The following is a 12,038-nucleotide window of genomic DNA, read 5'->3' as shown; positions in this document are numbered from 1 at the left end:
CCCTTCACCTCCAGCCGGTGTCCACCCCCGGCGACCCGCCCTTCGTCATGGCCTTCGTGGAGGACATCGGCGACAAGCGGCGGGCCGAGCAGCACATTCACTATCTGGCCCATTACGATCCGCTGACCGGCCTGCCCAACCGCGTCCTGTTGTTCGACCGCATCGCCCAGGCTGCCCGTGAGGCGCGGCGCGACGGCGGCAAGGTCGGCGTTCTGTTCATCGACCTGGACCGTTTCAAGGTCATCAACGACAGCCTCGGCCACTCCTTCGGCGACGAGGTGCTGCGGTCGGTGGCGCGGCGGCTGCACGCCGGTATGCGGCCGACGGACACGGTGGGCCGGTTGGGTGGGGACGAGTTCCTGATCGTCGTCCCGACCATCCGCAAGGCGGCGGATGCCGCGGCGGTGGCGGAAAAGGTCCTGGCGCAGCTCGCCGCACCCTTCGCCATCGGCGGTCGCAACTTTGTGGTGTCGCCCAGCATCGGCATCAGCCTGTTTCCCGACGACGCGGAGGATGCCGAGGGACTGATCCGCTGCGCCGACATCGCGATGTACAACGCCAAGGACGCCGGGCGAAATGCATACCGCTTCGTGACGCGGGAGATGGGCGCGCGGTCCCGCGAACGTCTGGATCTGGAAGCGGCTCTCCGCCGCGCCCTGCAGAACCGGGAGCTGTTCCTGGTCTACCAGCCGCAGCTGCGCATTTCCGACGATCTCGTGGTCGGGGTGGAGGCGCTTCTGCGCTGGCGTCATCCGGAAGCCGGTCTCATCATGCCCAACCGTTTCCTTCCCGTGGCCGAGGAAACCGGCCTGATCCAGGCCATCGGCGACTGGGTGCTGGACGAGGTGTGCGCCCAGATCCACCGCTGGCGGGACCAGATCGGCCTGACGGTGCCGGTTGCCGTCAACGTCTCCGCCCAGCAGTTCCGTGACGGGCAGCTTCCCGCCAAGGTGGCCGCGGCGCTCGACCGCAACGGCCTCCAGGGGTGGGAACTGGAGATCGAAGTGACCGAGGGCACCCTGATCGACGACGTCCCGTCGGCCATCGCGACGCTGCGCGCGCTGAAGCAGCGCGGGTGCCTGATTGCGCTGGACGATTTCGGCACCGGTTATTCCTCGCTCAACTACCTGCACCGCTTCCCGATCGACAAGCTGAAGATCGACCGCTCCTTCATCCACGATCTTGAGCAGGATGGGGCCGGCGATTCGATCCCGCGCGCCATCGTCGGGCTGGGTCGCAGCCTCGGCCTGTCGGTGGTCGCCGAGGGGGTGGAGACGGAGGCGCAGCTCCAGCTTCTGCGCAGCCTGAAATGCGAGAGCTTCCAAGGCTATCTGTTCAGCCGTCCGGTCCTGGCGGAGGAACTGGAGCCGATCCTGGCGCTGCGCGCCGCCCGTGGTCGCCAACCCCCGAAAGTGGAACTGTTGGCGGCGACCAGGGTGCCGGTGTAGCGGCGGTCAGCGGGGAAAGGTCACCACGCCTTCTTCCGCCGCCTGCCAGGCGGGTTTCGCGTTGTGGCCGATGGTGCGCCGCTCTTCGTCCATCCGGTCGCGATGCCGGTGCATCAAGCGGCGGTGCCGGTTCAGTCCCGACGCCGTTTCGTCGTCCCGCGCCCAGCCGCGCGCCATCGCCGTTCCGGCCAGAATCCCGAAACCGGCGACCACCGCGGCGGTGATCCAGGGATGCATCCGCGCCTCGGTGTAGAGGCTGGTTTCGCGGACGAAGCGATGCCGGCCGGCGCGCTCCCGCCCATCGTCGCCGTGGCTGTGCAGGGCGTCGTTGCGCGGGCGGAGCGGCCCGCCGGAGCGGATGACGCGCGGCAGGGTCCGCTCCATGATCCGGTCGGTGAGCCGCGGCGCGAAGGTTTCCGCCAGCGCGAACAGCTTGGCCCCGCCGCCGACATAGAGGTCGCGCATCGGACGGCGGGCGCAATGCAGGATGGCCTTCGCCACGACCTCCGGCGCGTAGACCGGGGGCGGGTTGCTCGGCTCCACCTCCATTAGGTTGAGGGCGTGGTCCTCGTACAGGCTGTCGACCGCCGCCGGCTTGATCAGGCTGACCGAGATGGGCGCGCCCTCGGCCTCCAGCTCCATGCGCAGCGCGTCGGTGAAGCCCTTGACCGCGTGCTTGGTGGCGACATAGGCGCCCTGGAGCGGGATGGCGCGGTCGGACAGCACGCTGCCGATGTTGATCAGCGCCCCGCCGTTCCGGCGAAGATGGGGTACGGCCGCCAGCGAGCCGTTGACCACGCCCCAGTAATTCGTCTCGAACAGGCGGCGGTGGTCGTCCGGGGCGGTGTCCAGGAGCTTGCCGATGATCGCCACGCCGGCGTTGTTCACCCAGGTGTCGATCCGGCCATAGCTGCGGACCGCCGCGTCGGCCACCCGCCGCAGCGCTTCGGGGTCGGCCACGTCGGCGACGCAGTGGATCGCGTCCCCGCCCGCGGCGCGGATGTCCTCCGCCGCCTGGGCGAGCGCGTCGCGGTCGCGGGCGGCCAGGACGACCTTCGCGCCCTGGCGGGCGGCCATGCGGGCGGTGACCAGCCCGATGCCGCTCGACGCGCCGGTGATGACGATCACCTGCTCGTCAATGGGTTTGAGCCGCGGTTGCATGGGTGCCGTTCCTCCATCGTTCGATCGTCGGAATCCGTGCGTCATCCGCTGTGAACAGGCGGTCACGCGGAGCGTTGCCGCCGGGCGGTGCGTCCGGGTCACTCCAAAAGGAGGGTTGGCGGGCCAGCGAAGCGGCACAGCTTTACCGGGACCTGTCAGGCGGGGGAGGAAACAGCGCCCATGCTCAAAACAGCCGCCAAAGCCGGCGAACTCGCCGACCGATTCCGCCGGGTGCGCGCCACCTCGGCGGAACTGGCCGTCGGGCTGTCGCCGGAGGATCAGGTGGTGCAGTCCATGCCGGACGCCAGCCCGGTCAAATGGCATCTGGCCCACACGACGTGGTTCTTCGAAACCTTTCTGCTGATCCCGAATCTGCCGGGTTACCGGCCCTTCGATCCGGCCTTCGGCTATCTCTTCAACTCCTATTACGAGGCCGTCGGCGCCCGCCATCCGCGGCCCCGGCGCGGCCTGTTGACGCGGCCCGGCGTGTCCGAGGTGGCGGCCTACCGCGACCATGTCGACGCCGCCATGCTGACCCTGCTGGAGCGTCCCGACGCCGAGCGGCTGGCACCGCTGGTGACGCTCGGCCTCGCCCACGAGGAGCAGCACCAGGAGCTTATCCTGATGGACCTGCTGCACCTGTTCGCCTGCAACCCAGTCGCGCCGGCCTACCGGCCCTACCGCCCGGCCTTGCGCGGCCCCGCCCACGAGGGGCGCTGGATCGCGGTGGACGGCGGGATCGTCGCGGTGGGACATGACGGCGAGGGCTTCGCCTTCGACAACGAAGGGCCGCGGCACGAGGTGCTGCTGCGCCCCTTCCGCCTGTTCTCCCGGCTGGTGACCAACGGGGAGTGGCGGGCTTTCGTCGAGGACGGCGGCTACCGCAACCCGGCGCTCTGGCTGTCCGACGGCTGGGCCACGGTCAACGCCGAGGGGTGGGAGGCCCCGGCCTACTGGCGGCGCGGCGAGGACGGCGGCTGGCGGGAGTTCACCCTGCTGGGCGAGCATCCGCTGGACGACGACGCCCCGGTCTGCCACGTCGGCTTCTACGAGGCCGACGCTTTCGCCCGCTGGGCCGGCAAGCGCCTGCCGACCGAGGCCGAGTGGGAGACCGCCGCGGCGGGGATGCCCGCCACCGGCAACACGCTGGGCAGCGGATTGCTGCGTCCGGTGGCCGCCACGGCGGGCGAGGGACTCGTCCAGATGTTCGGCGATGTCTGGGAGTGGACGGCCAGCGCCTACAGCGGCTACCCGGGTTTCCGTCCCGCTGTCGGGGCGGTCGGCGAATACAACGGCAAGTTCATGGCCAACCAGTATGTGCTGCGCGGCGGATGCTGCGCCACGCCGGACGGCCATGCCCGCGCCACCTACCGGAATTTCTTCTACCCGCACCAACGCTGGATGTTCAGCGGCGTGCGCCTCGCGGAGGACGCTTGATGACCGCAATTTCCGCCGCCCGCGCCCATCCGGCACAGGGGCCGGTGCCGGACGACGTGTTCCTGTCCGACGTGCTGGAGGGCCTGTCCCGCCCGGACAAGAGCCTGCCCTGCAAGTACTTCTACGACGCCGAGGGCTCGGCGCTGTTCGACGCCATCTGCACGCTCGACGAATATTACCCGACGCGGACCGAGACCGCCCTGCTGCAAGCCCGTGCGGACGAGATCGCCGGTCTGGCCGGGCGCGGCGCCACCCTGGTGGAGCTGGGCAGCGGGTCGAGCGTCAAGGTGCGCATCCTGCTTGATGCGCTGGACGCGCCGGCCATGTATGTGCCGGTGGACATCAGCCGCGACCATCTGATCGCCGCCGCCGCCAGGCTGGCCGGCGACTATCCGGCGGTGACGGTGGTGCCGGTGGCCGCCGATTATGTGCGGGGCTTCGCGCTGCCGCGGGGCGCCGCGCCGGAGCGGACGATGGCCTTTTTCCCCGGCAGCACCATCGGCAATTTCCGGCCCGCCGAGGCGATGACCTTCCTGGACACGCTCGGGCGGCGGCTCGGGGCCGGGGCGCGGCTGCTGATCGGCGTGGACCTGCGCAAGGACCCGGCGGTGCTGGAGGCCGCCTACGACGACGTCCGCGGGGTGACGGCGGCCTTCAACATGAACCTGCTGGCCCGCATCAACCGGGAACTGGACGGCACCTTCGACCTGGACCGCTTCGCCCATGTCGCCCGCTACGACACCGCGCGAGGGCGGATCGAGATGCATCTGCGCAGCCTGGACGACCAGACCGTCCATATCGCCGGTCATCCCATACGCTTTGCCCGTGGCGAGACGATCCACACCGAGAATTCCTACAAATACTCCGTGCCCGGCTTCCGCCGCCTCGCCGCCCGCGCCGGCTGGCACACGGAGCGGAGCTGGACCGACGAGAGCCGGCTGTTCAGCCTGCACTGGATGGTTCGGCATGGCTGACCCCGTTTGGCACCGGGAACACCATATCCGGGCCAGGGTTGAGTCCCGTCGAGACATCGCAACAACAGGACAGGACCCATGACCAGCATCTTCGACCGGATCAAGCAGGACCACGACACCATCCGCCGCCTGCTCGACGCGGCCGAGAAGGCGGACGGCGACGGGCGTGCCGCCTACGAAGACCTGCAGCGCGAGCTGTGGGCGCACGGCAAGATCGAGGAGGCCGTCTTCTACCAGTCGCTGTCCAAGGCCAAGAACACCAAGCAGGAAACCACCGAAGGCCTGAACGAGCATCACATCATCAATGGCTTCCTCGACGAGTTGAACGCCATGCCCGCCGACAGCACCGCCTGGAAGGCCAAGCTCCAGGTGCTGGGCGAAGTCACCCGCCACCACCTCGACGAGGAAGAGGAGGAACTGTTCGAGGAAGCCAAGAAGGCGCTCGACGACAAGCGCGCCGAGGAACTCGGCAGCATCTACGGGGAGCGCAAGAAGCAGATGCTGGCCGCCCTGGCCCCGCTGCCCAAGAGCGCGTAACGACCAGGGCGACGGCTTTCCAATGAAGCGGTGGACCGCAGTCTCTTGCGCCGGGGCTTCCCGCCGTGACAGGCTGCGGTCTTCCATTCCGCTGCACGAACCGTCGCCATGCCTCCCATCTCCAAGCCCACCCCGAAGTCAGCCGCCGGCTCGCTCGCCTCCTTCGCGCCCTGGGCGGGGGAGGGCGGCGTCCGCGTCTATCTGAGGCCGGTCGGGCTCCTGCCCGTCGCCGCCTGGAGCGCCGGGGCGGCGGTGCCGCTGGCCGGCGGGCGCTTCGCCTTCGCCACCGCCCAGCTGATCGTCCGGCAGGGCGCGCGGATCGAGCGGGCCTTCGCGCCGCTGACCGAGATCATGGCCTGGGGGTGGGAGCGCGGGACCGCCGTCGCCCAGAGCCTCGACAAGCGGCTGGGCGCGCTGACCCGCGGACGGTCGCCGTTCGCCGGGCTGGACCTCGGGCGCCCGCGCATCATGGCCATCGTCAACGTGACGCCCGACAGCTTTTCCGACGGCGGCGACTTCTTCGACGCCGGGACCGCCATCGCCCATGGCGAGGCGATGCTGGAGGCCGGTGCCGATCTGCTGGACGTCGGCGGCGAATCCACCCGTCCCGGCTCCGCCCCCGTGTCGCCCGAGGAGGAGGAGGCCCGTGTCCTGCCGGTGGTCCGCCACTTTGCGGCCAAGGGCGCGGTGGTTTCGGTGGACACGCGGCACGCGCGGGTGATGCGCGCGGCGCTCGGCGCCGGGGCGGCGCTGATCAACGACGTGGCCGGCCTGCGCGATCCCGGCGCGCTGCCGCTGGTGGCGGAAAAGGCGGCACCCGTGGTCGTCATGCACATGCGGGGTGAACCCGGCACCATGCAGCAGAATCCGACCTATGAGGACGCAGCGCTCGACGTCTTCGACTGGCTGGAGGAGCGGGTGGAGGCCTGCCTCGCCACCGGGGTGCCGCTGGAGCGCATCGCCGTCGATCCCGGCATCGGCTTCGGCAAGACGGTGGAGCACAATCTGGACATCCTGCGCCACACCGCCCTGTATCACGGGCTGGGCTGCGCCCTGCTGATCGGGCTGTCGCGCAAGACCCTGATCGGCAAGCTGTCGCGGAGCGAGCCGCCGAAGGAGCGTCTGCCCGGCTCGCTGGCGGGGGGGCTGGAAACGCTGAACCAGGGCGCGCAGATCCTGCGTGTCCATGACGTGCCCCAAACGGTCCAGGCACGCGCCGTCTGGGAGGGGCTGCATCCCGCACGGGTGCCGTGACCGCATCGCCCATGTAACCCTTTGGCGTGTGCGCGGAAGGGTTCTTGACCCCGCCCCCCGTGCCAAGCGATGACATTTTCACACATCCGCACTTGCGGTACAGTGACTGGGCCATTCCCGAGGATTTTCATGACGCGACACCTGTTCGGCACCGACGGCATCCGTGGCACCGCAAACATCGATCCGATGACGGCGGAAACCGCCCTGCGCGTCGCGATGGCGTCCGCTTTGCAGTTCCGCCGGGGTGACCACCGGCACCGCGTGGTGATCGGCAAGGACACCCGTCTGTCGGGTTATCTTCTGGAGCCGGCGCTGACGGCGGGCTTCATCTCCATGGGCATGGACGTGGTGCTGCTCGGCCCGCTGCCGACGCCAGCCGTCGCGATGCTGACGCGCAGCCTGCGCGCCGACCTCGGCGTGATGATCTCCGCCTCGCACAACCCGTTCCAGGACAACGGCATCAAGCTGTTCGGGCCGGACGGCTACAAGCTGTCGGACGCGGTGGAGATCGCCATCGAGACGCGCATGGGCCAGCCCTTCGCGCCGGACCTCGCCGGCTCCGCCGATCTCGGCCGCGCCTCCCGCCTGGAGGATTCGACGGGCCGCTACATCGAGTATGTGAAGAACACCTTCCCGCGCGGCCTGCGTCTGGACGGGCTGAAGATCGTCGTGGATTGCGCCAACGGCGCCGCCTACCGCGTCGCCCCGAAGGTGCTGTACGAGCTGGGGGCCGACGTGATCCCGGTCGGGGTCAACCCGGACGGCCTGAACATCAACAAGGACTGCGGCGCCACCGCCACCCGGACCCTGCAGGAGCAGGTGGTGGCCCATGGCGCCCATCTGGGCATCGCGCTGGACGGCGACGCCGACCGCCTGATCATGGTCGACGAGGCCGGGCGCGTCGTCGACGGCGACCAAGTCATGGCGCTGATCGCCTCCTCCTGGGCGCAGGCGCAGACCCTGAAGGGCGGCGGCGTGGTCGCCACGGTCATGTCCAACCTGGGCATGGAACGACACCTCCAGGGGCTGGGCATCGCGCTGGTGCGCACCCCGGTCGGCGACCGCTATGTGGTGGAACATATGCGCGAGCACGGCTACAACGTCGGTGGGGAGCAGTCGGGGCACGTCGTGCTGTCCGACTATTCCACGACCGGCGACGGGCTGATCGCCGCACTCCAGGTCCTGGCGGTGCTGATCCAGTCCGGCGGCCGGGCGGCCAGCGAGGTCTGCCAGGTCTTCGCTCCGGTGCCGCAGAAGCTGACCAACGTCCGCTTCGCCGCCGGGTCGAAGCCGCTGGAGATCGCCTCCGTCCAAGCGGCGATCCGCGACGGCGAGGCGCGGCTGAACGGGTCGGGGCGCATCCTGATCCGCAAGTCGGGGACCGAGCCGGTGATCCGCGTCATGGCCGAAGGCGACGACGAAGGGCTGGTGCACACGGTGGTGGCCGACATTGCCGGCGCCATCACGGACGCCGCCCGGCTGGAGACCGCCTCCTAAGGCCAACCCTCCAACCAGACGACCAGACGGAAGCAATCCCGATGCAGGCCCACCCGATCAACGGCCGTGTTCTCATCGTCGCCGGGTCCGATTCCGGCGGCGGTGCCGGCATCCAGGCGGACATCAAGGCGGTCAGCGCGCTGAACGCCTTTGCCATGACCGCCATCGCGGCGCTGACCGCGCAGAACACGACGGGGGTCTATGGTGTGCTGCCCGTGGACCCGGCCTTCGTCGCCCTTCAGATGAAGGTGGTGCTGGAGGACCTCGGGGCCGACAGCATCAAGATCGGCATGCTCGCCAACGCCGCCGTCATCGAGGCGGTGGCCGGCGAGTATGAGGCGCGGGCGATCAACGTTCCGCTGGTCGTCGATCCGGTGATGGTCTCGAAAAGCGGCCATTTCCTGCTGGAGCCGGACGCCGTGCAGACCCTGCGCAAGCGCCTGCTGCCCCATGCGGAGCTGGTCACCCCCAACCTGCCGGAGGCCGAGGCGCTGACCGACATCCCGGTGCGCAACCTGGACGACATGCGCCGTGCCGCCGAGATGATCCGCACCTTCGGGCCGAAAGCCGTCCTGCTGAAGGGCGGCCATCTGGAGGACGAGCGGCTGTGCGACCTGCTGCTCACCGAGGACGGCGAGGAGGTGTTCGAGGGGCGGCGCATCCACACCCCGCACACCCACGGCACCGGCTGCACCCTGGCCTCGGCCATCGCCGCCGGCGTCGCCCAGGGATTGGGCGTGCGCGATTCGGTGGCCCGCGCCCGCGCCTATGTGGACGAGGCCATCCGCTCCGCCCCCGGCTTCGGGCACGGGCACGGCCCGCTGAACCATCTGCACACGGTCCGGCCGTTCCCGTAAGGGCGCGGCCGTTCCGTCTCTTCACACGATCGACAGCATCGCCGTCTGCGGATTTTCCAGCAGGTCGGCCAGCGTGCGCAGGCCGCGCGCCAGTTCGTCCCGGCTGTGCGGGTGGCACAGGCCCAGCCGCACGGCGTGGGGGGCGGCGGCCCGGCCCACGGCGAACACGTCGCCGCCGGTCACCTTCACGCCGCGCCGCAGCGCCTCCGCGATGAAATCGTCGCGCCGCCAGGGCTCGGGCAGGACCAGCCAGAGATGCTGCGCCGACGGGTGCCCGCAAACGGCGCTGGCGGGCAGGATGGAGCGGGCGATCTGCTGGCGTGCCATGGCTTCGCCGCGCTGGGCCTCGGCGATGCGGTCGGCGCTGCCTTCGGTGATCCAACGCGTCGCCACTTCCGGCGGCAGGGGCGGGGAGGAGTATTGCAGGGCGCGGATAACCGCCTCCACCCGCGGCACCAGGGCCGGCGGCGCGACGACGTAGCCGACCCGCAGTCCGGCCGACACGCTTTTGGACAGGCTGTTCACATAGACGGTGACGTCCGGGGCGATGGCCTGGATGGGTTTCGCGTCATGGAGCAGGAAACCGAAGACGTCGTCCTCAATCAGCACCACCCCGTAGCGGCGGGCGATCGCCGCGATCTCCACACGCCGGGCCTGCGGCATGACGGAGGCGGTGGGGTTGTGCAGGGTCGGCACCAGATACAGTGCCTTGGGTGCCAGACGGCGACAAGCGCTGTCGAAACTGTCCGGGACCACGCCATGCTCGTCGATGGCGATCCCCTCCAGATGATAACCCTCGACCGCGCTGAGGGTCTTGATGCCGTAATTGGTCAGCCGCTCCGTCAGCACGACGTCGCCGGGGCGTGCCACCGCGGCCAGCGCGACCGCCATGGCGTTCTGCGCGCCCGTGGTCAGCAGGATCGTGTCGGCGGAGGCCAGGACCCGGTGCTGCCTCGTCAGCCACTGCGCCCCGGCGGCGCGGTGGGCGGGCAGGCCGGCGTGCGGCGCGTATTCCAGGAGCGCCCCCAGGTTCGGCGAGGCGCCGATGGCGGCCAGAGTGGCGCCCATCATCGGCACCGACATCGGGTGATCGGGCGTCACGACGGTCATGTTGACGACCGACGGTTCGGGCCGGGGTGTCCAAGTGAAGGGGTCGGAGGGGGGCATGTGCCGCTGCCCCTGAACGAAGGTGCCGCGCCCCACCTCGCCACCGATCAGCCCGCGCTTCTCCGCTTCCGTGTAGGCGCGGGTGATCGTTCCGACGGTGACGCCGAGGCGGTAGGCGAGGTCGCGGTGGGTGGGAAGCCGCGTGCCGGGAGCGAGCCGTCCGTTGGCGATGTCGTCGGACAGGGCGTCGGCGATGGCGCGATAACGGGGACCTTGACGGCCCTCCAGATCAGGAACCCACTGTGTCATGGGGACAATGATGACATTGTACCGATCCATCGGCAAGTGTCACCGCATTGTCGCAATTGTGCGGTTCCGGGCGTGTGGTGTGCTTGGGAACCCGGATGGCCGGGCGGGCGTTGCAGTCAGGACCGCCCGGCGCCGCTTCGGCATCCCTTTCGCGCCGGGCACAGCCGGGAGAATTCAGGCATGAGCGCCGAAAACGCCATCCGACACACTTACGACCGCTTCTTTGGAGGCGCGCAAAATCTCGGCCCGCTGGAACGCGCCGTGTCCACCGGCCTCGGCCTCGTCATGGCGGCGGGCGGCGTTCGCCGCGGCGCCGACGTGCGGGGCGCCATCATGGGGCTGGCCGGCGCCGCCCTGGTGGCCCGCGGCATGAGTGGCCATTGCCCGTTGAAAGCCATGGTGGCGGACGAGGATCACGACCGCCTGTCCAGTCCGCGAGCGGAGCGTTACAGCCCCGGCGAAGGGCCGCTGGAGCGGACGCCGGCCCGCACCGGGTCCTATTCCTGACGCAACGGGACGGTCACGAGGACGAGGAGGCGGCGCGGCGCCGCCGCTTCCACTCCTTCCAGCGCCGCTCGCCGCGCACCAGCGCGCGGTTGATGGGCGGACGAAGGAAGGGGACGTCGTAAGCGAGCAAAACGAGGCCGAGGGGCAGCATCCAGATGCCCAGCACGGGCAGGAAGCTGAACAGGCCACCGAGAATCAGCAGCAGGCCGGCGGGGACGCGCACCCAGGTCGCCCGCGGCTCGCGGAGCCATGCCAGCGTCCGCGCCATGGAGTCAGGAAGCTTCTCCTGAATGCGATCCACCCGCCGTTCAAGGCGCCTGTGGTGCTGGTCGCTCAACGCGGCACTCTCCATCTTGTTGGTCCGGCTCTGGTGGTTGTTGAAGGGTGAAGCGGCGTCCCGGCTTTCCGGATCGGCCGCTCCCAAGGCGCCATATAAGAACAGGCGCGCGTGTTCCAAGCTCCCGTTCGCGTGGAGTCCATGAGTGGGCGGGTATCTTGAAAGCCGCCGGCCACGCGGCCAACTATTAGGGCAATCAGGGTCCGGGCCCCTCTGGCAGCCGAGTCGCCGGTCACGAGGTTGGGGGCTGCGATGTCGGATCTCTTCATCTGCTCTTGCGCCGACGGGCGTGACCGCATCTGGAGGGTTCTTCGATGGACAGCGCAGCCACACCTTCCCGCCGCGTTAGCGCGGCCGACCCGCCGCCATGCGCCCGCCGCCGGTCAGAGGCTTGCCGGTCAAAGGCTTGAACGAGGGAGTTTTCGCAATGTTCGACCAGTATCCCAACCAGAGTCGTTGGGGCGCCGGTGCCGCGGGCGTGGACCGTGCGGCGTTCGACGAGGGCCTGCGCAAGCACATGCTGCGGGTCTACAACTTCATGATGCTCGGTCTGGGCGTGACCGGTCTGGTGGCGCTGTTCGTGGCGAGCACGCCGGCGCTGTACGTGCCGATC

At 69.7% G+C, this 12,038-nt stretch carries 11 protein-coding genes and 1 pseudogene; 9 read left to right on the top strand and 3 right to left on the bottom strand.

Features of this window, described 5'->3' with window-relative positions:
* On the top strand, positions 1 to 1,448 hold a 1,448-nt coding region (locus GBZ26_RS20190; protein WP_174440377.1), incomplete at its 5' end, for a putative bifunctional diguanylate cyclase/phosphodiesterase.
* Between the two features lie 6 nt (positions 1,449 to 1,454).
* Here GBZ26_RS20190 and GBZ26_RS20185 read toward each other — a convergent pair.
* Positions 1,455 to 2,609: an SDR family oxidoreductase gene (locus GBZ26_RS20185; protein ID WP_174440376.1), complete on the bottom strand. Its 1,155-nt coding sequence runs from the start codon at positions 2,607 to 2,609 to the stop codon at positions 1,455 to 1,457.
* A 180-nt stretch (positions 2,610 to 2,789) separates the two neighbouring features.
* Here GBZ26_RS20185 and egtB point away from each other — a divergent pair, with 180 nt between their 5' ends.
* The 6 genes from egtB to thiD all read left to right on the top strand — a co-directional run bounded on the left by egtB (position 2,790) and on the right by thiD (position 9,165).
* The gene (egtB, locus tag GBZ26_RS20180) at positions 2,790 to 4,046 is read left to right on the top strand and encodes an ergothioneine biosynthesis protein EgtB (RefSeq protein ID WP_174440375.1); all 1,257 of its coding nucleotides are present in this window, start codon (positions 2,790 to 2,792) and stop codon (positions 4,044 to 4,046) included.
* Positions 4,046 to 5,020, top strand: coding sequence for an L-histidine N(alpha)-methyltransferase (gene egtD / locus GBZ26_RS20175; RefSeq protein ID WP_174440374.1), 975 nt, complete (start codon positions 4,046 to 4,048; stop codon positions 5,018 to 5,020). The genes egtB and egtD overlap by 1 nt, the downstream gene beginning before the upstream one ends.
* Positions 5,021 to 5,098: 78 nt before the next feature.
* Positions 5,099 to 5,557: a hemerythrin domain-containing protein gene (locus tag GBZ26_RS20170; protein ID WP_014240091.1), complete on the top strand. Its 459-nt coding sequence runs from the start codon at positions 5,099 to 5,101 to the stop codon at positions 5,555 to 5,557.
* A 108-nt stretch (positions 5,558 to 5,665) separates the two neighbouring features.
* The gene (gene folP, locus GBZ26_RS20165) at positions 5,666 to 6,811 is read left to right on the top strand and encodes a dihydropteroate synthase (protein WP_174440373.1); all 1,146 of its coding nucleotides are present in this window, start codon (positions 5,666 to 5,668) and stop codon (positions 6,809 to 6,811) included.
* 129 nt (positions 6,812 to 6,940) lie between these two features.
* Positions 6,941 to 8,308, top strand: coding sequence for a phosphoglucosamine mutase (gene glmM, locus GBZ26_RS20160; RefSeq protein WP_174440372.1), 1,368 nt, complete (start codon positions 6,941 to 6,943; stop codon positions 8,306 to 8,308).
* A 41-nt stretch (positions 8,309 to 8,349) separates the two neighbouring features.
* Complete coding sequence (gene thiD / locus GBZ26_RS20155; RefSeq protein WP_174440371.1) at positions 8,350 to 9,165, top strand: bifunctional hydroxymethylpyrimidine kinase/phosphomethylpyrimidine kinase; 816 nt, start codon at positions 8,350 to 8,352, stop codon at positions 9,163 to 9,165.
* Between the two features lie 21 nt (positions 9,166 to 9,186).
* On the opposite strand, the gene GBZ26_RS20150 is transcribed toward thiD, so the two are convergent.
* Positions 9,187 to 10,581, bottom strand: coding sequence for an aminotransferase-like domain-containing protein (locus GBZ26_RS20150; RefSeq protein ID WP_174440370.1), 1,395 nt, complete (start codon positions 10,579 to 10,581; stop codon positions 9,187 to 9,189).
* A 180-nt stretch (positions 10,582 to 10,761) separates the two neighbouring features.
* Here GBZ26_RS20150 and GBZ26_RS20145 point away from each other — a divergent pair, with 180 nt between their 5' ends.
* Positions 10,762 to 11,088 (top strand): YgaP family membrane protein, encoded by a 327-nt coding sequence (locus GBZ26_RS20145; RefSeq protein ID WP_174440369.1) that lies wholly within the window; start codon positions 10,762 to 10,764, stop codon positions 11,086 to 11,088.
* 13 nt (positions 11,089 to 11,101) lie between these two features.
* Here GBZ26_RS20145 and GBZ26_RS20140 read toward each other — a convergent pair whose 3' ends face one another.
* A complete protein-coding gene (locus GBZ26_RS20140; protein WP_246653579.1) occupies positions 11,102 to 11,356 on the bottom strand; it encodes a hypothetical protein in 255 nt (84 codons plus the stop codon).
* A 496-nt stretch (positions 11,357 to 11,852) separates the two neighbouring features.
* Between GBZ26_RS20140 and GBZ26_RS20135 the strand changes: the two are divergent.
* Positions 11,853 to 12,038: pseudogene (locus GBZ26_RS20135) on the top strand (BAX inhibitor (BI)-1/YccA family protein); the annotation flags it as partial.

This window comes from Azospirillum formosense (assembly GCF_013340925.1).
GTDB lineage: Bacteria > Pseudomonadota > Alphaproteobacteria > Azospirillales > Azospirillaceae > Azospirillum > Azospirillum formosense.
The sequence above is the reverse complement of the archived record's forward strand: the minus strand, read 5'-3'. Positions and strand labels throughout refer to the sequence as shown.